Genomic DNA, 20,878 nt, shown 5'->3' with positions numbered 1-20,878 from the left:
AATCGTCGATGGCCGAGTGCAGACCCGGAACGTCCGCCCCGAGGAGTCGCAGATGGCTCAGCTGATCACAGCCCACGTTCAGGTACGTCCAGAGGCGACCGCTGTGCAGGACGAGCACGGCGCCTCACTCACCTGGCAGGCACTCGACACACGGGTCAACCGCTGGATCGACCTCCTGCGCGGCTACGACCTGGAGCCGCACAGCCGGGTCGCGGTTTTGGCGGGCAACCGCACACCGGCGCTGGAGATCCTGCTCGCCTGCCTGCACAGTGGACTCATCGTCGTTCCCATCAACGTGCAGCTGACGCCGCCTGAGGTCGGGCACGTGCTGCGGGACTGCGGCTGCCAGGTGGTACTGGCCGACGAGCAGCGCGCCGCGACTGCCCGGGAGGCGGTCGGCTTGGCCAGCATTCGACCACGGCTCGCCGCGGTCTTCGGACACCGACCGCTGGCCGGCCTCGAGGCCGTGGAGCCCCTACTGGAGGTCGCCCGCGCCGACGAGCCGGCCAGCCAGTCCTCGGGTGCCGTGATGCTCTACACCGGCGGCAGCACCGGCCATCCCAAGGGGGTCGTCAACCGGCTGTTCATTCCGTCCGCACCGATCGGGCACATCGAGGCGATGCTGGCCAGGATGCGTCGGGCACTGGACATCCCCACCGAGGGCACCGCGCTGCTCGTCGGGCCGTGGTACCACGCCGCACCGTTCATGTTCTCGCTCCTGCCGTGGCTGTCCGGCTGCCGGCTGCTCGTGCACCAGCGGTTCGACGCGGCCCGCACGCTACACACCATCGACGCGGAGCAGGTCGCGACCACCCATCTGGTACCGACCCACCTCGTCCGCCTGCTGCGGCTGCCGCCGGAGATCCGGTCGAACTTCCGCGGTACCAGCCTCCACCGGGTATGGCACGGCGGTGGCCCCTGCCCGGTGGAGGTCAAGCGGCAGATGATCGATTGGTGGGGTCCAGTGCTGTGGGAGTACTACGGTGCCACCGAGGGAGGTCTCGCCGCGGTCATCGATCCCCAGAGCTGGCTGCAGCGGCCCGGCAGCGTGGGCCGCGCAGTCCCTCCGGACGGCTTCCTCGTTATCAGTCCGGACCGGACACCGGTGCCGGCCGGTGGTGAAGGCACGATCTACCTGCGCCGCGACCCGGAGCGCGACTTCGAGTACCACAACGCGCCGGAGCAGACGGCGGCCGCGCACCTCGGACCGGGCGTTTTCACCTACGGAGACACCGGTCACCTCGACGAGGACGGCTACCTGTACCTCACGGGGCGGGTCGGCGACTCAATAATCTCCGGGGGCGTGAACATATACCCGTCCGAGGTCGAAGGGATCCTTCAGGAGCATCCTGCCGTCCGCGACGCGGTGGTGTTCGGTATCACCGACGACGAGTACGGGCAGCAGGCCGTCGCGTTCGTCGAATTGGACCCGGCCGTTCCTCAGGACGGGCGAACCACCGAGATACTGGACCAGTTCTGTCGGCGGCGGCTGGCCGGATACAAAGTGCCGAGGGCGTATCGGTTCGTCCGAGCCATACCGCGCGAGTCCACCGGAAAGACCCGCCGCCATCTGCTACGCGAACAGTGGCTTTCGGGGACCGCGTCGCCTTCCCGTAGAGCCTGACAACTCCTCCGGGCGCCATGCCGCGTGGCAGTCAGCATCCGTGCGGCGTGGCGTATGGCCCGGTGGGCAACGGCGACGGACGCTGCGCCGAGGCGCTGGAGCGGTACCTCGAGATGTACCACCTGGCAAGCGACTGCAGCCGGGATGATACCGGGCATCGCGGCATGGGAGCCGCTGAACGCCTACGCCGTTCGTCCGCGACGGAGTTCGCCGGACCGGCGATCACGCTTTCCCGGACCGCGGCCACCCCCGCCGGTCGGCGGCGTCGTGGCGCGGTCACTGGTGCGGCCCATCGTGGACAGCGACGCGCAGACGGCCAGGGCGAGCACAATGACGCAGGCGTGTCTGCGCGTGGCGGCTCTCCGCTCTCGGGACCGGGAACGCACGTGTGCCGGAAGGTAAGAAACGGAATCCGGCATCGATGAGGTCATCCCGTCCGGGACCGCGGGCCGCCGGCCGCTGACCGGCGTACGTCAGTCCGACTGCGCAGCGCAGCTCACGCGGCAAGCCGGTAGCCGCGCTTCATGACCGTCTGGATCAGTTCGTTGTCCTTCAGCGAGCGTCGCAGGCGCGATACCGCCATTTCGATGGCGTGGTCATCCACCCCGGCCCAGTTCGGGGTCGCGCGGCGGATCTCCGCACAGGACAGCACCCGACCGGGGTGGCGGGCCAGGGCGCGCAGCACCGCGATCGGCCCGGGCTGCACCGCAATCAGCTCACCGTTGAGCACCACCGCCTGTCCCCGTACCTCAAGACACAGCCCGCCCGCGACGACCCGCACCGCCCGCCGCGGCACCGTCGCCGCCGCAAGCGCCACGAACTCTTCGAGAAAGGGCTGAACAGGTAGGTGAACCGGCACTCCGTGGGCGCGCAGCGGCGCTGCGCCCAGCTCGCTCAGGCACATCGCGGGTACCTCGTCGGACATTGCGTTGAGCAGCTCGTTGAGGCGCCGGTCAGCGACGGCCTGGGCGAGCAGGTTCTCCACCGATGCGGGGTTGGTGAACGCCACCGCGTCCACCTGCCCCGCGCAGATCTGATCGCCGAGACGACGCAGCAGATCGGCATGCGTCGGCGGGAAGGCCTGATGGGTGACCACCTCGACGACGTCGGCACCGGCCACGCGCATCGCGTGGCACAGCTCGGCCACAGACGGGTTGTCGCTCTGGACCACCACCCGGCGACCGGTCATCGGCTGCGCCAGCAGGTAGCGAAAGAGCTCCTCGGTGCTGCCGGCGGCCGTGGACCAGATCTCGTCCAAGCCGATCTCGCGCATGGCATCGGCGGCTCGGGGATTACTGGCCAGCCGCCGGGCGCCGGCGAAGCGGGCGGACAGCGCGTCCGCGCGCTGCCACTGGCGCGCCAGCCGTAGCCACGAGCGAAACCCGAAGTCGGAGGCGACGACCAGCTCGTCGATGGGGGCGGCGAGCACCTGTGCGGTCTGCGTCTGAAGCGGCTGACTGTCGAGGGTGGAGAGTGTGCGCACGCCCTGAACCGCGACGGTACGGGCCCCGGCCGCTTCCAGCAGATCGCACAGCCGGTGGCGGCGGCGGTCCGAGACGACGGCGACGGCGTACCCCGCCAGCGCCGCCGCCGGCTCCGGCGGCGGCTGGGTGACGGCGGAGTCCCGCGGGGCCGGCGGCACACAGGCGAGGGGTACCGCCGGCAGTGGTGCGATCGCAGCCGGCGCGTTCCTGGGTGGCGCCACCCCAGCCTCCTTCCCCGCCGGGCACGCACATCGCTGTCGTGCTGATGCCTTACAGATTTACGTTGGCAGGTGCGCGATGTTTCAATCACGCCCGATTCATCGAACGTCGCACCGATCCGCAAGCCGGCCGCCTCGATGCGGCGGTATTGCGACTCAGCGTCGCAGAAGGTGCGCGGCCATTGGCGTCACGACTTGGTAGAGTTTCGCTCACATGCTCAACGGGGCTGGCGCCAGCGCGGCGATCCTGGCAGGTCGCAGGGCAGCTCCCGGACTGGTCCACCCACCACGCCATGCGTTCGGCGTCGCACGGGTGCGCGGCATCGCACGACGAGTGACCGGCTGCCGACATGTCGATCTTGTGAGGACTTTCTCGTTTGGGTTGCAGTGTCAGTGGCGCTCTGGCTCTGGCGCTCGCACCCCGGCAACATTCGGTTCGTCTCGTTCGGAATCGACGGCCGGCCATGCCGTCCGGCGGCGCTGTGATCCGATCGCGGGCGCAGACATGCTGGTTGCACACGGAGCGGCCAAGCTCGCGGTCGACGTCGACGGACGGCATGCCTGCTGACCGGACTGTCCGACGGAGTGCTGTCGAACCGACCGCGACTTCGGAGGTATTGATGTCTTGGAAGCTTCACCACGGCGCGGCGATCGCCGCCGTCGCGCTGGCGATGGTGGCCGGCTGCGGCGTCACGGCAGGGGCCGGTTCGGGGTCCGCGGGCAGTGACGTGAGCGGCCGGAGCCTCGAGGTCATCGGTGAGTGGACCGGGGAAGAGCAGGCGAACTTTCAGAAGGTCCTGAACGGCTTCACTGCCAGGACGCACGTCAAGGTCACCTATACCTCCGGGGGTAACAACGTCAACATACTGCTCAACAGCCGGCTGACCGGTGGTGCGCCGCCGGACGTGGCGTTGGTTCCCCAACCGGGCGTGGTCGCCGAGTACGCCCGGAAGGGCATGCTGGTTCCCCTCACCGGTGATGCGGCTGCGGCGGTATCGACGAACTACAGCGACGCGTGGAAGCAGTTGGGCGTCGTGGACGGCAGGCTTTACGGCTTTTTCTTCAAGGTCGCCAACAAGTCCGTTGTCTGGTACCGCACCGACGACTTTCGTGCGGCGGGCGCGCGGCCACCGTCCACCTGGGACGACTTCATCGACACCTCGAAGACCCTGGCCGACTCGGGCGTGACGCCGATCGCCGTGCCTGCGGCCGACGGCTGGCCGGTCACCGACTGGTTCGAGAACGTCTATCTGCGGGTGGCGGGCAGCGACAAGTACGCCGAGTTGGCCGCGCACCGGCTAGCGTGGACGGATCCGACGGTGGTGCGGGCGCTGAGCGTGCTCGGCGGCTACTTCGGTACGCCCAACATGATCGAGAAAGGCGCCACCCAGTTGACCTTCACCCAGGCGGTCGCGGACGTGTTCGGCGAACGGCCGAAGGCCGCCATGCTGTACGAGGGCGACTTCGTCACTGGTGAAATCGGCAAGCTGGGCGCGGCCCGGATCGGCGGCGACGCCAAACTCTTCAACTTCCCGTCCATCGACGGCTCCGCCCCCGCCGTCGTGTCCGCCGGCGACGAGGCAGTCCAGTTCAGGGACTCCCCTGGTGCCCGAGCGCTGATGGCCTACCTCGCCTCGCCGGAGGCGGCGAGAATCTGGGCGCAGGCGGGCGGCTTCCTGTCCGCGAACAGCGAGCTCGACCTGTCCGCGTACCCCGACGACTCCACCCGGGCGATGGCGCAGGCACTGGTCACGTCGTCGGTGGTGCAGTTCGACATGTCCGACCAGACGCCGCAGTCCTTCGGCGGCCAGGCCGGCGCGGACGAATGGCGGCTGCTGACCGACTTCGTTGCCCACCCGGGCGATCCCGCCGGTACCGCGGCCGCGCTGGAGGCCGCGGCCACCAAGGATTACGGGAGCCGCTCATGACCGGCACGGGCAAGCCGGTCGACGGCCTGGTGCGTGCCTCGACCGCGACGGGCACCGACCCCGCCCGCGATCCGGCGACCACCGCCGGGCGGCGCGTGGCGACCGTTCCCCGGCCCACGGACCCCGACAGCCCGGACCTCGACCGCTTGGGCCGCGCCCCGCAGGGAGGGCCGGAGGCCACGGTCCGGCGCGAGCGCCGGACGGTCGCCGCGGTATTCCTGGCCCCCGCGCTGATGATCCTCGCCCTGCTGGTGGCCTGGCCGATCTTTCGCACCGTCTGGCTGAGCCTGCACGATTCGGCCGGGCAGCACTGGGTGGGGCTGCGCAACTACCTCGCGATTTTTTCTGCGGCCGACACCCGACGCGCGCTGCTCAACAACGCGGTCTGGGTTGCCGTCGCACCGACAGTGGTGACCGTGCTCGGGCTCATCTTCGCGGTACTGGGTCAACGGGTCCGGCTGGCCACCGTGTTCAGGACGATCCTGGTCATGCCGATGGCCGTGTCGCTGGTGTCCACCGGGATCGCGTGGCGCCTGGTCTACGACGCGAGCCCCGACCGGGGCGTGCTCAACGCCGCGATCTCGGTCGTGCACGACGTGTTCCGGCCGGCCTCCCCGTACCCGGGAGCGCGGCCCCGGGACGCGAGCATCCTGTCGACAGCAGGCGACGGCGGGTACGCCTCGACGCACACGTTCGCGTCTGGCACCGAGGTGACGTTGCCGCTGGTCGGGGTGGCCCGGGACACGGTACCGAACACGGCGGTTCAGGCCGCCGCTCCCGGCACCACGGACGGTGCGCTGTCCGGCGTGGTGTGGCTGGACTTCACCCCGGGTGGTGGGCGGGTCGGAGCGATCGACCGGGGCGAGCAGGGGCTGCCCGGCATCCGGGTGCAGGCGGTACGCGATGGCAGGGTGGTTGCCAACGCGATCACCGACCACGCGGGGCGGTTCGCCTTCACCGGGCTGCACGGCAGCGGCTTCACCCTGGCCCTGCCCGCGTCGGACTTCGCCGCCCCGTTCGGCGGGATCGGCTGGCTCGGGCCGTCGCTGATCACTCCGGCGATCATCGTGGCGTATCTCTGGATCTGGGCCGGATTCGCCATGTTGATCATTTCTGCCGGGCTGGGCGCACTGCCCCGGGAGACCCTGGAGGCCGCCCGGGTCGACGGGGCCAGCGAGTGGCAGGTGCTCCGCAAAGTCACGATCCCACTGGTCCGACCGGTGCTCATCGTGGTGATGGTCACCCTCATCATCAATGTGCTGAAAATCTTCGACCTGGTCTACGTGATCGCCCCGGACTCCTCCCAGGACGCCGCGACGGTCGTCGCCGTGCAGATGTACAAGGTGTCCTTCGGCGGCAGCCTGGACAAGGGGCTGGGCAGCGCACTGGGTGTGCTGCTGTTCGTCCTCGTGATACCCGCGATCGCGTTCAATGTCCGTCGTCTACGGAGGGACCCGTCGTGAGTGTGGCCGTCACCCCGCGGGTGCCGACGCTCGTGCCCGCCGGTACCGCTGTCACCGTCCCGCCCCGGCGCAGCCTCGTCGTGCGCGCCGCCGGCCGGTTCGGCAAAGCGTTGCTGCAGATCTGCGTGTGGACCGTGGGTCTGTTCTGGTTGCTGCCCACCCTCGGGTTGTTCATCGAGAGCCTGCGCGCTCCGGCGGACAACAGCGCCACGGGCTGGTGGACGGTCCTGCGCCGGCCGGCTCAGCTCACGCTGTCCAACTACGTGAACCTCATGCAGAACAAGGACATCCTCGGCTCGCTGTGGAACAGCGTCCTGATCACCGTGCCGTCCACCGTGCTCGTCGTCGGCCTCGGGGCGCTGGCCGCCTACGCCCTGGCCTGGATCGACTTTCCCGGCCGGAACTGGCTGTTCGCCTTGACCGTCGCGCTCATCATCGTGCCGGTCCAGGTGGCCATCATTCCCGACGCCGCCGTCTTCCGCGCCCTGCACATCTACGGCGACGTGCCCGCCGTCGTCGCCTTCCACGTCGCCTTCGGCCTACCGTTCGCCATCTTCCTGCTCCGCGACTTCTTCGCCGGCATTCCCCGCGACCTGCTGGAGGCGGCCCGGGTCGACGGCGGCAGCGAGCTCGCCATCTTCCGCCGGGTCGTGCTGCCCATCGGCCGGCCCGCCATCGCGGCGCTCGCCGTCTACGAGTTCATATGGGTGTGGAACGACCTGCTGGTCGCGCTGGTCTTCGCCGACTCCGCGCACGCCCCCATCACCTACCAGTTGCTCTCGCAGATGCGTACCTTTTCCTCCAACATCGACCTGATCGGCCCCGGCGCGTTCGTGTCCATGCTCGTACCGCTGGTGGTGTTCTTCTCGTTTCAGCGCTACTTCGTGCACGGCGTGCTCGCCGGCTCCGACAAGTGAGCCGGGTGACCCACCACCCGGGCGTGACGGCGCGAGGGAACGATGCGGAACCAGTAGGAGCCGTAACCGGGCAGAGTGAGCAGGTACGGGCGCAGCCCGATGGCGGGGAAGATGGTGCTGCCGGTCAGTTCGACCGGGATCTGCCCGCGGAAGCGGGGGCCCAGCGGAAGCAAAACGGGTTCCGGGTGCCGGGACAGGTTGTGCACGCACAGGATGACCTCGTCGGCAGTTTCGCGCAGGAACGCCAGCACGGCCGGGTTGGAGCCGCCGAGGTCGTGGAAGTCGCCGAGGGCGAGCGCGGGGTGCTGTTTGCGTACCTCGATCATCCGGCGGGTCCACTGCAGGAGTGAGGCCGGCTGGTCCTGCTGGCGTTCGACGTTCACCGCCTGGTAGCCGTAGACCCAGCCGGCGTTGACCGGCAGGTAGAGCTGGCCGGGGTCGCAGCGCGAAAAGCCTCCGTTGCGGTCGGGCGACCACTGCATGGGGGTGCGTACCCCGTCGCGGTCGCCGAGGTACACGTTGTCCCCCATGCCGATCTCGTCGCCGTAGTAGATGACCGGGGAGCCGGGCAGCGACAGCAACAGGGAGGTGAACAGCTCGATCTGGTTGCGGTCGTCGCCGACCATCGGTGCCAGCCGGCGGCGGATCCCGGCGTTGAGCCGCATCCTCGGATCCTTGGCGTACTCCGCCCACAGGTAGTCGCGCTCCTCGTCGGTGACCATCTCCAGCGTCAACTCGTCGTGGTTGCGCAAGAACGTGCCCCACTGGCAGCCGGACGGGATGGCCGGGGTCTGCGCGAGGATCTCGGTAATCGGCTGCCGCGACTCCCGGCGCACGGCCATGAAGATGCGCGGCATCAGCGGGAAGTGGAACGCCATGTGGCACTCGTCCCCGCCGACCTGCGGGTCGCCGAAGTACTGCACCAGGTCGGAGGGCCACAGGTTGGCCTCGGCCAGCAGCACGCAGCCGGGGTACTCGTCATCGATCACCTTGCGCAGCCGCTTGAGGTACCCGTGCGTCTCCGGCAGGTTCGCGCAGTCGGTACCCTCCTGCTCGTACAGGTACGTCGCCGCGTCCAGGCGGAACCCGTCGATCCCCAGGTTCAGCCAGAACCGCACGATGTCCAGCATCGCCTCCTGCACAGCCGGGTTCTCATAGTTCAAGTCCGGCTGGTGATGGTAGAAGCGGTGCCAGTAGAACTGCTGCCGCACCGGGTCGAACGTCCAGTTCGACGGCTCGGCGTCGTTGAAGATGACCCGTACCCCCGCGTAGTCGGTGTCGCTGTCGCGCCACACGTAGAAGTCGCCGTACGGGCCGTGCGGGTCACGCCGCGACTCCTGGAACCAGTGGTGCGTGTCCGAAGTGTGGTTGAGGACCAGGTCCGTGATGACACGGATCCCCCTGGCGTGTGCCTCGTCCAGCAGTGTCACGAAGTCGTCGACCGTACCGCACTCAGGCGACACGGTGTAGTAGTCCCGGATGTCGTAGCCGCCATCGCGGCCCGGGGAGTCGTAGAACGGTGGTAGCCACAGGCAGTCCACCCCCAGCCACTGCAGATAGTCCAGCTTTCCGGTCAACCCGGGCAGGTCACCGTACCCGTCGGAGTTCGAGTCCATACACGCCTGTACCAGCACCTCGTAGAACACCGCCCGCTTGAACCAGTCCCGCTCCACGGGCATTCGACGAGCTGTCCGCGCCGGCGGGGGCGGGCTCGAGACAGGGTGGATCATCACGCGATCTCCAAGGGATGGCCGGGGCGACAGCGGATCGGGTGCAGACCGCCTCATGGGGTACCTTCGCTTGATTACCATGGCTACGACGCGCCCTCGGGTCACCGACGTTTGCCCCCGGGGTGCGCGACGCGACCCGTTGCCGGGCCGCCGCGCGCGGGCAACGGCCCGTCGCCGGGCTCATCCCTTGACCGCGCCGCCGACAATTCCGCGGACGAAATAGCGCTGGAGACCGAAGAACAGTGCCAGCGGCAGGGCCATCGACACAAATGCCGCGGCACCCAGCAGGTACCAGCCTCCGCCGAGGGAGTTGACCAGGTTGGCGATGGTCGCGGTCATCGGAAGGTTGTCGGGGTTCGCCAGTCCTATGTAGATCAGCGATACGAGCAGGTCGTTCCAGACGAACAGAAACTGAAAGATAGCCAGCGCGGCGAAGGCTGGCACACTCATCGGGACGGCCAGCCGGAAGAACGATGTCACGTGGGAGGCCCCGTCGATGGCGGCGGATTCGAATACCGCTCGCGGCAGCGAGCCCATGAAGTTGCGTAGCAGATAGACGGCGAACGGCAGCCCGTAGCCGGTGTGCGCCAGCCACACCGCGAGAAACTGGCCGGTGAGCCCCCAGTCGGCGAACAGCTTGAGGACCGGGATCAGGGTCGTCTGCAGCGGAACGACCAGCAGGCCGACAACCACGACGAAGAGTAGGTCGCGACCGGGAAACTGCATCCAGCTGAAGGCGTAGGCGGCGAAGGCCGCGACGAAGAGCGGAATGACCGTGGCCGGGATCGCGATGAGCAGGCTGTTGACGAACGCATGCCCAATACCCGCCTGGTTGAACACGTCGCGGTAGTTGGCGATCGTGAAATGGTACGGCGGCGCGAACGCGGTCCACCAGCCGCTGCTTGACAGTGCCGACTGTGGCCGAAACGAACTGACCAGCAGCCCGACCGTCGGTACCGCCCAGATAATCATCAGGACGACCACGGCGAGATTCAGGACGAGCCGGCCCCGCCGCCGCGCCATTGGCCGCGGAACAGCTGTGACGGCGGGTGCCGTTTGCTTCACGAGCGTGGTCATGACATCGACTCCTGGGATCGAAACTTGCGGATGTTGAAGCCCATGATCGGCAGGATCGCGAGCAGGAGGATTACCGCGACGGCGCTGGCCCGGCCGAAGTCTCCGAACGTGAACATCTCCTTGATCATCAAGTTCGCTACGACGTCGGTGTTGTAGTTGCCATTGGTCAGGGTGTAGACGATGTCGAAGGTCTTCAACGAGGTGATGATCATCGTGGTGGACACGACGGTGAGGGTGGGGCCCAGCAGCGGAAGCGTGATCCGCCTGAAGACCTGCCATTCGCTGGCGCCGTCCATGCGCGCGGCCTCCAGCAGCTCGGCGTCGATGCCCTTCAGGGCGGCCGAGATGATGACCATGGCGAAGCCGGTCCACATCCACACCATGATCGCGATGATCGCGAACGTACTCAGCCGAAACCCGGGCGACTGTAGCCAGCCGATGGGGCCCAGCCCGACATTGCCGATCAGCGCGTTGAGCGTGCCGGTCTGCGCGGATCCCGCCGGCCTGTAGTCGTACATGAATTTCCAGATCACGCCGGCCGCGACCATGCTGATGGCCAACGGAAGGAAGATGATGCTCTTGGCCCAGGCCTCGAAGCGGACGCGGTCGACCAGCACGGCCACGAGCAGACCCATGCCCACCGTGAATCCGGTGAAGAACACGAGCCACAGCACGTTGTTGAACAGAGCCCCGAGCGCGTCACCGTTGGTGAAGAACCATTTGTAGTTGGCCAGCCCGACGAACTTCGGATTCAGCGAGTCCTTGCTCTGCAGGCTGCGGATGGCGGTGAGGACCGTCGGGTAGATCAGGAAGAAACCGAGGAAGGCGAGGGCTGGAGCGAGCCACAACCAGGGCCTGATCACCCTTCGCCAACGGGCGTTGAGCAGGGCGACAAGCCGCTCGCTGGCCCAGATGTATCCAATAAGGACGACTGGAACGCCCACCACGACTTCGATGGCGGTGACCAGGCGTGTATCCACACGAACCTCCCGGGTCGGGTCGTTGTCGGGGTCCGGTGGTGGGGGCGGCAGCACCGCCCCCACCACCGCGTAGTCAGGAGGTGTAGGCGTCCTTCTGCGCACGGTCCAGGTCGGACAGCACCTGGTCCACCGTCTTGCTCCCGTTGGTCAGCGCCACCATGGCGCTCCAGAAGGCGTCGTTCATCGCCGTCGGCATGCTGTCGGAGGCGTCGAACACGAAGCTCTTCGCGTGGGCCAGGATGGCCGCGGACTGCTTGCTGACCTCGTCCGGATAGTCGATAGCGTCCTCGTTGGCGGAGAGAGCCCCGCCGATCTTCACCCAGATGTCCTGCGCGTCAGCCGTCACCAGGTATTTCATCAGCGACTTCGCGGCCGGGGTGTCGTGGAACATGCCGAACAGGTCGCCGGCGCCCTCGACCGCACCGGCGTACTGGGGGTCGATGTCGGGGAACGGGAAGAAGTTGTAGTCCGTGCCCGCGGTGTGCGACTTGAACTGGCTGAAGGTAGTGATGAAGCTCGCCTGGTGCAGCAGCTCGCAGCCGGGCGGGTTGGCGAACATGGGGTCGCCGGCGTTGCCGAAGTTCGTGGCGACCGCGTTCTTCCCGCCGCCGTAGGACTTGCCGACCACGTCCGTGACGTACATCTGGAACGCCTTCTTGATGGCCGGGTCAGTCCACTTGACCTTGCCCTCGTACCAGTTCGTGTAGACCTGCGGCCCCGCCGTGCGCAGGACCAGGTCTTCGATCCAGTCGGTGCCCGGCCAACCCGAGGACGCACCGGACTCAACGCCGAGGCACCAGACATCCTTGGCCGCGCCCTGGTTGGCGCTTGCCTGGCTCATCAGGTCCGTCCACGTCTTCGGCGGATTCGCACCGTAGTCATGGACCTTGGTGTTGTACCAGATCAGGCCCTTGACCGCGGCCTTGATGAAGACGCCGTACACCTTGCCGTCCGACTTACCCAACTGGGCCAGCGCCGGCGCCGTCTCGCTCTGGTAGGTCTTGATGTCCAGCACGTTGTCCAACGGCTTTAGCTTGCCCGCCTTGGCATACTCCGCGAGCTGACCGGGCCCGGGCAGTCCGGCCAGGTCCGGCAGCACACCGGAGGCCACGCCGGTGGTCAGCACCGTGTTGATGTCGCGGGTGCCGGTGTACTTCACCTTGGCACCGGTCTGCTTCTCCCACGGCTCGACCATCTTCAGGAACGCGGTCTGCTCGTCACCGCCCCAGGTGCCGATCACGTTGACGGTCTTGCCATGGAGGTCGCTGTCGTCACCCGACGAACTGTTCGTGCTGACGCAGCCCGCCGCGACGACCACGACGACGGCCAACGGAGCAAGTCTTCGTAGCCACAAGCTCACTGGTACTCCTTCGAGGACTCACGGGCGCCTGGAGAGAGTTCGTGCAGGCACCCAAGGATCTGGTGTTCGCCGGCGCGGCGGGCGGCCGCGCTGTGCTGTCGGACGCGCTGCCCGTCCGACGGCACGCCGGCCAGCGTGATGCGGTGGTGGCGCCGACGGATCGCTCGCGGGGCGGGGCGGCTCGGTCGCCGCGGGTGCCTGCCGCGACGGTGGAGCTACTTTTCGAACACAACCTCGGCCAACGTGTCTCCGTCGGCCGTAGCGAAAAGCGGCCGCCGGGCTACCGCACAGGTAACCCGCGGAAGGGACGAAGCGATTGTTGCCGGCACGTGAACACGAAAGCCAGAGCAGAATTCGGAGTGCAATCCGAACGAGAAAGTGCTCACAAGGTCAACACTTTGATGCCTGGGAAGGGCGCCCGGTTGGAGTGGATTCATCCGCGCATGTCGCTGCGTCTCGCACCTGTTCTGGCGCGCACTAAACCCCAGGCCTGTTCTACGACCTGCCGCTATTCTGCGACCGGCGGATTCCGCCGACGAAGCGTGTGAGCGGAACTTTATCAAGTCGTGATCGGCATGGTCCTGTGTAGACGGTCGGATCGCCCACCCTGCCGGTGCGCTTGTCCGCCTCTGTCAGCCCAGGCCGGGGTGCTCCGCGTGTACCTCGCCGCCGAACGGCTCCCTCGAAGGCAGCGACGACACCCTCGATGTCCGCATGCTCGGCCGCCATCAGCGGCGGCCGGGCAGCACGGACCACCGCCCACACCCACCTCCGCGTCGGCGCGGTGTCGACGAGTGCGGCCAACTCCAGGTCACTACAGGAGGCAAGGAAGCCCGGAATGCTGTCGTAGCCGGCGCGCCTGGCAGTGACCATCGATCACTCATGCCAGCGGCCACGACCCATTCCCGCGGCCGGCCGCAGCGGTACCGCTACTCAAGGTTGCCGGTGTTCGTCGACTCGGTGTCGTAGTAGTTCTGGTAAGCCGTCCTCATCCGGTTGACGGCATCGTTCAGCAGCTCGACCAGTCCGTCGGTGACCATGTTGAACGTGTTCACCAGTGGCGGGAGGCTCATGCCGGCGGGGCTCTCCCAGAGTCCCTCGACGGTGTTGAAGACCAATTTCAGGCTTGCCACGTTGTTCGCGATGATCGCCGCCTCCGCCGCGACGGCGCTGGCCGCGGAGTCGAGCGCCGGCAGATCGACCGCCCAGGTGATTTCCGTGCCGTCCGGAGTCCACGTCTTGATAACCCTGCCGTGGCTGTCGTACTCGATGGTCGATCCGTCGGAGAAGTGCTCGAAGACGTCGCCTTCCGCGTCGTAGGTGATGGTGACGTGGGTACCGTCGGGCAGGGTGCCGGAGGTGGGCCGGCCCTGACCGTCGAACCCGTCGAACGTCGTCCCATCCGGGGTGATCTCTTTGATCACCTTGCCGTCCGGGGAGTACTCGACAGTGGTGCCGTCGGCGAAGTGCTGGAACGAATCACCCTCCGCGTCGTAGGTGATGGTGAAGCGGGTACCGTCGGGCAGGGTGCCGGAGGTGGGCCGGCCCTGACCGTCGAAGCCGTCGAACGTCGTCCCGTCCGCCGTGACCTGCTGGAGCACCTTTCCACCCGGCGAATACTCCACGGTCGTACCGTCAGCGAAATGCTGGAACGAATCACCCTGCGCGTCGTACGTAATCGTGAAGCGGGTACCGTCCGGCAACACCCCCGAATCCGGCCGACCCTGACCGTCGAACCCGTCGAACGTCGTCCCGTCCGCGGTGATCTGCTCCAGTACCTTCCCACCTGGCGAATACTTCACCGTGCTGCCATCGGAGAAGTGCTGGAACGAATCACCCTCCGCGTCGTAGGTGATCGTGAACTGGCTGCCGTCGGACAGCGTGCCCGAGGTGGGCCGGCCCTGAGCGTCGAACCCGTCGAACGTCGTCCCGTCCGCCGTGACCTGCCGGAGCACCTTCCCACCCGGCGAATACTCCACCGTGCTGCCACCGGAGAAGTGCTGGAACGAATCACCCTCCGCGTCGTACGTGATGGTGAAGCGGGTACCGTCCGGCAACGTCCCCGAATCCGGCCGACCCTGAGCGTCGAACCCGTCGAACGTCGTCCCGTCCGCGGTGACCTGCTGGAGCACCTTCCCACCCGGCGAATACTCCACCGTCGTACCGTCAGCGAAATGCTGGAACGAATCACCCTCCGCGTCGTACGTGATGGTGAAGCGGGTACCGTCCGGCAACACCCCCGAATCCGGCCGACCCTGACCGTCGAACCCGTCCAGGACCGTCCCGTCCGCGGTGACCTGCCGCACCGGCTGGCCGCCCGGGTCGACGGTCGCCGGTGTGCCGGGGGGCTGCCGCACTGGTCCATCCGCCGTGTACCGAAGCTGGAACGCGCTGCCGTCGGGCAGCGTGCCGCTGATCGGCCGCCCCTGGCTGTCGAACCCGTTGTAGACCGTGCCGTCCGGCAGCCGCTCGGTGAGGAGCTGACCCACCCCGTTCTCGGTGGTCACCACGCCTGTCGAGTAGCGCACCACCCGGCTGCCGTCCGGCTGGTACTCGTACCGCGCGAGGGTACCGTCCGGAAAGGTCACGCCCATCGGCCGACCCTGCGCGTCCGGCCGGTCCGTCACCAGGTTCGCGGGGTCCGCAGGCGGATTCCGCTGCGGTGGCGGCTGCTGAGTACCGTCGGCGGTCGTCTCCGTCACCGGATTGCCCTGGGCGTCGAAGCTGACGATGCTGCCGTCCGCGTTCCACTGCCGGATGGGCAGGCCGTCGGCGCCGTAGAGCACTCTGGTCCCGTCCGGCATGGTCTCCACGAACGTCCGCGACTGTGGCAGCGGTGCCCGTGCCGCCACGCTCGGGGTCAACGGGCCGGCTGGCCGGGGCTCCTCGAGTTCGGGATGGCGCGGTACGGCGATCTCAGACACCACGCCCCCCTCCGGCGAGGGCCGGTACCTGTTGGGCCGGCCGGGAACCGACGGAGCGGCGCCGGCCTTCCTGCGTCGGCTTCGGTCGGACCTTGGTGGCCGGCTCCGGCGACGACGTGCGACGATCCGGCCGGCGATCCGTCGCCTCGGGCTGGAGGCGTACGCTGCCGAGTTCCTTCAGTTCTCCGGCCGCGGCCGCCGCGCGCAGTGCCCGGACCGCGTAATGGGCCCGGGACTTGACGGTCCCCTCGGGTACGCCCAGGATCTCGGCGGCCTCCTTGGCCGTACGCTCGTGATAGAAGATCTCGATCAGCGCCGCGCGGTGCTCCGGGCTCAGCGACATCAGCGCGCTGCGCAGGGCATGCACCTGGACCAGCCGGTCGATGTCGGTGTCCGACTGGGCCAGCCGGCTCAGGTCGGTCGCGATCACCTCGGTCGGCCTGGCCTGTTTGGCCCGGACACCGTCGATGACGATGCGCCGGGCCACGGTGTAGAGCCACGGTCGCGTCATTTGCGGGTCCACCGTGTGCTCCTGCAGCCAACGCCAGGCGCGCAGAAATGTCTCTTGTAGATAGTCCTCGGCCTCCCGGTGGTCGCCGAGGGTCAGGCGCAGCAGGTAACGGAACAGCGGCCGGGCATGCAGCCGGTACAGCAGGTCGTAGTTCTCCTCCACCAGCCGGCGCCGGTCCTCGGAGGGGGCCCCCTCCGGCTGCCTGACGGTCTTGACGTCGGCGTATTCCCAGGCGGTCGTCGGTACCGTTCTCCCCGACTTGCGCCGGGTGGTGCTCGGAACGCCTCTTCGATCTCGGCTCATGAACGGCCTCCTTCGGGGACTTGGACGACTGTCAGGGACGCTACGGAGGGCATGTTTGGACCAAGTGCGCATCAAGTGACCGCTCGGGCGTGGGCCGGCCGCCGCGGGACCGGCGGCGGCCGGTGACACACCTGGGACGTGTGCGGCACCGGCTTGTGCCAGGAATCCCCGTGGACGGAGAGTGGTCAGGTGGCGGCCTGGCGGATGACCTCGGCGACCGCGGCGGGCTGCGAGACGTAGACGGCGTGGCTGCCGATCACTTCGACGACCGACGACCCGGCGCGTTGGGCCATGCTGCGTTGTGCGGCCGGCGGGATCATGCGGTCCTCGGTGGAGACGAGGTACCAGCTGGGCCTGTGCCGCCAGGCCGGTTCCGTTACGGCCCCGTTGAGGGCGTCCACGCCCCATGGGACCTGCGCATCGGCCATGAACGCGGCCAACCGCGCCGGCAGGTCGGCGGCGAACGCCTCGTGGAACTTGTCGCGGTCGAGGTACAGGAGACCGTCGCTCGGCGGCAGGATCGGCGGCACCGGCGCCCCGGCCGGCGGGTCCGCGATCAGCGTGCTGACCGACTCACCCTTGTCGGGGGCGAACGCGGCGATATAGACCAGTACCGCGACGTTGGGGTGCGTACCGGCCTGGCTGACCACGACCCCGCCGTAGGAGTGGCCGACCAGTACGGCCGGCTCGTCGAGGGCGTCCAGGACCCGGCGGGTCGCGGCGACGTCGCCGTCCAGCGACAGTGTCGGGTTCTGCACGATCCGCACGTTGAAGCCGTCCCTGGCGAGGTCGTCGTAGACCCCCTGCCAGCCGGACCCGTCCACGAAGCCGCCGTGCACAAGCACCACGTTTTTGATCGTCGTCACGGTCGCTCCTGACCTGAACGGACAGGCCCAGCGCCTGTCCTATGTTCTTCATTCAAGTCAGGCGATGGAGTCCGGACCACGCAGAACAGCACGCAGAAGTTGCGCAGAATCGGGTTCGCGCGTCAGTGGGCGGCGGGGGCCAGATCGCGGCAGCGGACGCTGGCCTCGGCATCGCCGATCGCCTCGAACACGTCCGCCGCCCGCGCGTACGCCTCGCGGCTCTCCCCGGCACGGCCCTCATCGGCCAGAACCGCGGCCAACGCCTGCAGGCAGCGGGCCTGCGAACCGGACCTAGGGAACTGCTCGAACAAGCTGATCGCCTCGGTGAACGTGACGATCGCTTCTGCCCGGCGGCCCAGCAGTCCCAGACACAGACCGGCGGCGGCAAGCGCGTTCGGCAGCGTCAGCGCGGCGATGGTCGGCGTCATCCCGGACCCCTCGTCGCCAGCGAGGTCGAACATCTCAAGGTATCGCTCCAGTGCCTCGGCGTAGCGGCCGTCGCCCCGAAGGCATTCGCCGGCCGTGCCCAGGCACTGGCAGTACGCATCGATATCGCCGATGGCCTTGAAGATCTGCGCGGCCCTGGATACCGACTCGGCGGCTTCACCGAGCCGTCCGAGTCGTAGTAGTGCGCGCGCGACGTACGTGTGCCCCCAGGCAATCTGCGCCGTCGCGCCGCTGCGGGTAGCGGCGTCCAACACCTGCGCCGCGTACCGCATCATGACGTCGGGGTCGACGGGCGGCGTCGCATGAAAAACCCGGGCCAGATAGGTCAGCTGCGCGGCCTGGTGGGTCGGGTCTCCCAGGGCGGCCGCCGCGTCCGCGCCGAGACCGAAGATCTCCTGCCAGGGCCAACCGTGCATCCACCGGGCGGAGAACCAGCGCATGGACGTGGCGCAGTCAAGCACTACATCGTGCTGGCCGCGGCTCGCGGCATGCCGCAACACACCCAGCCAGTTGTCCACATTCACCCGTAGCCATCGCTCAGCCTCGTCCTCGGAGGACAGATCGGCGAGATCCTCGTCAGCTCGGTCGGCACGGCCGACCGCGGATTCGAACCGCCGGCCAGCGGTGGTGGCCATGCGCAGCAGCCATGACGTCATTCTCTCGGTGACCGCGTCGCGCTCGGTCCCGGTGTCCTCCTCCTGAAGCCTGTCCCGGGCGAAGAGTCGGACCAGGTCATGGAAGCGGTACCGGCTCGACGTACTGTCCTCGAGCAGGCCGAGGTCGACGAGTTCGTCGAGGGCGTCCCAGGCGTCCTCGATCGAGGCGCCGCCGAGCACCCCGGCCAGGGCGGCGTCGAAGTCCCGGCCGGGCACCAGGGCGAGCCGGCGGAAGATCCGCCGCGCCGGTGCCGGAAGCTGCTCGTACGACATCCCGAACGCGGACGCGATCTTGAGGTCGCCGGCGCGGAGCTGGTCCAGGCGGCGGTCCTCGTTGGCCAGCCGGGCGGCGAGATCGGCGGCGTTCCAGCCGGGCCGGCTGACCAACCGGTTGCCGACGATCCGCAGGGCGAGCGGCAGGCCCCCGCAGAGCTGCGCGAGCTGCGAAAGCGCCGGTGCGCCGTCGGCGGCGGCGCGGTCGCTCAGAATCCCGGTCAGCAGTTCGGTGGCCTCCGGCAGCGGCAGAGGTCCGAGGCTGAGCCTGCGTACGCCCTCCAGGCCGGCCAGCAGCCGCCGGCTGGTGACCACAACCCTGCCCGCGCCGCCCGGCAGCAGCGGGCGGACCTGCTCCTCGGAGGCGGCATTGTCGAGCACGACCAAGACGCGCCGGTCGCGCAGCAACGACCGGTACAACGAGGCCCGTCCGGTGGTGTCGCCCGGGATCTGCTCGTCCGCCACGCCGAGCGCACGCAGCAGCAGGCCCAGCGCGTCGTCGACGGCGAGAGGATGCTGGGACATGCCGTAGAGGTCGAGGAAGAACACCCCGTCCGGGAAGTTCGGCCGCAAGGTCTGCGCCGCGCGTACCGCGAAGGTGGTCTTCCCCGATCCGGCCGCGCCGGTGATGAGTCCCACCACGGCAACGCCCGCGGAGCTGTCGACGTTCAGGAAGTCGCTCGTCCAGTTCAGCTCCGCGGCCCGGCCGGTGAAGTCGTCGACAGACCGGGGCAGCTGGCACAGGCCGGTCGGGCGCGTCCAGTGGTCGCGCAGCCGGCCCTCCCGCGCCAGATCGATGAACCGCCTGCGGGCGGGCTCATCCAGCGCGAGCGCGTCCGCGAGGGCGGTCACCGTCCGGTGCTGAGGTCCCTTGCTGCGTCCCCGCTCCATGTCCGACAGCGTCCTGGCGCTGACCCCCGATGCCGCCGCGAGCTGCTCCAGCGTCAGGCTCGCCGCGCGCCGGCGAAGCCGCAGTGTTTCCGCGAAACTGGGCTGTGCGGACATCGCGGCGCCTCCTCGGCGGACGACAACGATCGCCATGAGTGCCTGGAAGCGTACGCGGTTATGGCCGCCGCGCCGAACGGCCCGCGGGGCGGCGGGCGCCGCGGGACGGCGGGCGCCGCGGGGCGGCGGGCGCCGCGGGGCGGCGGCAGCGGTGCCCGAATACCAGTCGCGCGCAATCCGGACTCGGCGTCAGTATCGCTGGTGACGCCCACTGCCCCGGCGCTTTGCGTACGCGTTACCGGCGAGTGAACAAACGCTTGACTATCCGGTGGATCACGTCATACGCTGCGCTGCGTTCACCCCTGCCTGGTCGTCGAAAGACGACTCTGTGGCGTTGCGGTCTGCGGCGGATTTCGACGTGGCGTTGATTGGCCGCAGTTACGCCGACGCCCGGCGTGCTAACCCGAATCACCCGTCTGCCCGCTGGCCATGAAGACCAGCATCAAACATCCCTCACCCCAGGAGATGTACGAAGATGCGTGCTCGGAAAGACGCTACCGCACACGAGTCCCTGCGCAACCGCTTGGTCCGCCGCCGCTTTCTGACCGGCGCGGGCACTGTGGGGGCAGCCGTTGTCGCCAGCCAGGTGGGCACCTCCGGCGCCCCGGCAACCGCGATGGCCGCGTCCAAGCGGACCGATCTCCTCTACTACTGGGAGTCCCAGCAGAAATCGCTCGGCTTTTCGCAGGGCGTCCAGGTGGACAACACCCTTTGGCTGTCCGGCACGGCGGCCCTCGACAGGGACTTCAACCCGGTGTCCCCCGGCGACCTGGCTGCCCAGATGCAATTCATCTACCAGCGCATCAGGGAAAGCCTGGCCAAATACTCCCTCGATTTCCACCACGTCGTACGGGAGAACATGTACGTCACCGATATGGCCGCCCTGACCGATGCGCTGCCCTATCGCAAAAACGTCTACGGCACGGGGCCATTCCCGACGTCCACGACGATCCAGGTGAGCCAGTTGCTTCTTCCCGGACTCATGATCGAGATCGAGGTGACCGCCTCCCGGGCCCTGCCGTCACAGTAGGGCCCCGAGCCTCCGGCTTGCCCGCCTAGGCCAACCGGAGCGCCGGAAGTGACCCCGGAACCTACGGGTCGCCTTGGGGGCC

At 68.3% G+C, this 20,878-nt stretch carries 14 protein-coding genes; 5 read left to right on the top strand and 9 right to left on the bottom strand.

Annotated elements, in window-relative coordinates:
* Positions 1-52: 52 nt before the first annotated feature.
* Complete coding sequence (locus ABEA87_RS27540) at positions 53-1,624, top strand: AMP-binding protein (RefSeq protein ID WP_345634414.1); 1,572 nt, start codon at positions 53-55, stop codon at positions 1,622-1,624.
* 496 nt (positions 1,625-2,120) lie between these two features.
* Here the strand turns inward: ABEA87_RS27540 and ABEA87_RS27535 are convergent, their stop codons facing one another.
* Complete coding sequence (locus ABEA87_RS27535; protein ID WP_345634412.1) at positions 2,121-3,329, bottom strand: uroporphyrinogen-III synthase; 1,209 nt, start codon at positions 3,327-3,329, stop codon at positions 2,121-2,123.
* Between the two features lie 617 nt (positions 3,330-3,946).
* Here ABEA87_RS27535 and ABEA87_RS27530 point away from each other — a divergent pair.
* Genes ABEA87_RS27530 through ABEA87_RS27520 form a run of 3 tightly spaced genes read left to right on the top strand, consistent with a single transcriptional unit; the run spans position 3,947 to position 7,634 of the window.
* Positions 3,947-5,254, top strand: a complete 1,308-nt coding sequence (locus tag ABEA87_RS27530) for an ABC transporter substrate-binding protein (RefSeq protein ID WP_345634410.1) — start codon at positions 3,947-3,949, stop codon at positions 5,252-5,254.
* Positions 5,251-6,717, top strand: coding sequence for a carbohydrate ABC transporter permease (locus ABEA87_RS27525; RefSeq protein ID WP_345634408.1), 1,467 nt, complete (start codon positions 5,251-5,253; stop codon positions 6,715-6,717). The genes ABEA87_RS27530 and ABEA87_RS27525 overlap by 4 nt, the downstream gene beginning before the upstream one ends.
* Positions 6,714-7,634, top strand: coding sequence for a carbohydrate ABC transporter permease (locus ABEA87_RS27520; protein WP_345634406.1), 921 nt, complete (start codon positions 6,714-6,716; stop codon positions 7,632-7,634). Before ABEA87_RS27525 ends, ABEA87_RS27520 begins: the two co-directional genes overlap by 4 nt.
* Here the strand turns inward: ABEA87_RS27520 and treS are convergent.
* The 8 genes from treS to ABEA87_RS27480 all read right to left on the bottom strand — a co-directional run bounded on the left by treS (position 7,595) and on the right by ABEA87_RS27480 (position 19,766).
* Positions 7,595-9,313, bottom strand: coding sequence for a maltose alpha-D-glucosyltransferase (gene treS, locus ABEA87_RS27515; protein WP_345634405.1), 1,719 nt, complete (start codon positions 9,311-9,313; stop codon positions 7,595-7,597). The two genes, ABEA87_RS27520 and treS, sit on opposite strands and share 40 nt — an antisense overlap.
* 231 nt (positions 9,314-9,544) lie before the next feature.
* Positions 9,545-10,441: a carbohydrate ABC transporter permease gene (locus tag ABEA87_RS27510; protein WP_345634403.1), complete on the bottom strand. Its 897-nt coding sequence runs from the start codon at positions 10,439-10,441 to the stop codon at positions 9,545-9,547.
* The gene (locus ABEA87_RS27505) at positions 10,438-11,421 is read right to left on the bottom strand and encodes a carbohydrate ABC transporter permease (RefSeq protein WP_345634401.1); all 984 of its coding nucleotides are present in this window, start codon (positions 11,419-11,421) and stop codon (positions 10,438-10,440) included. The genes ABEA87_RS27510 and ABEA87_RS27505 overlap by 4 nt, the downstream gene beginning before the upstream one ends.
* Positions 11,422-11,494: 73 nt before the next feature.
* Entirely contained in the window at positions 11,495-12,781 is a 1,287-nt protein-coding gene (locus tag ABEA87_RS27500) for an ABC transporter substrate-binding protein (RefSeq protein ID WP_345634399.1), read from the bottom strand.
* A 929-nt stretch (positions 12,782-13,710) separates the two neighbouring features.
* Complete coding sequence (locus ABEA87_RS27495) at positions 13,711-15,705, bottom strand: hypothetical protein (protein WP_345634397.1); 1,995 nt, start codon at positions 15,703-15,705, stop codon at positions 13,711-13,713.
* Positions 15,698-16,519 (bottom strand): sigma-70 family RNA polymerase sigma factor, encoded by an 822-nt coding sequence (locus tag ABEA87_RS27490; RefSeq protein ID WP_345634395.1) that lies wholly within the window; start codon positions 16,517-16,519, stop codon positions 15,698-15,700. Before ABEA87_RS27490 ends, ABEA87_RS27495 begins: the two co-directional genes overlap by 8 nt.
* Positions 16,520-16,704: 185 nt before the next feature.
* A complete protein-coding gene (locus ABEA87_RS27485; RefSeq protein WP_345634393.1) occupies positions 16,705-17,385 on the bottom strand; it encodes an alpha/beta fold hydrolase in 681 nt (226 codons plus the stop codon).
* Between the two features lie 122 nt (positions 17,386-17,507).
* Positions 17,508-19,766, bottom strand: coding sequence for an ATP-binding protein (locus ABEA87_RS27480; RefSeq protein WP_345634390.1), 2,259 nt, complete (start codon positions 19,764-19,766; stop codon positions 17,508-17,510).
* 475 nt (positions 19,767-20,241) lie between these two features.
* On the opposite strand from ABEA87_RS27480, the gene ABEA87_RS27475 reads away from it, so the two are divergent.
* On the top strand, positions 20,242-20,796 hold the full coding sequence (locus ABEA87_RS27475) for a RidA family protein (protein WP_345634388.1): 555 nt from the start codon (positions 20,242-20,244) through the stop codon (positions 20,794-20,796).
* Positions 20,797-20,878: the final 82 nt, after the last annotated feature.

The organism is Rugosimonospora acidiphila (assembly GCF_039543385.1).
In the GTDB taxonomy this organism is placed as follows: Bacteria; Actinomycetota; Actinomycetes; order Mycobacteriales; family Micromonosporaceae; genus Rugosimonospora; species Rugosimonospora acidiphila.
Note: the sequence above shows the minus strand (reverse complement) of the source record. Positions and strands in the feature narration are given on the sequence as shown.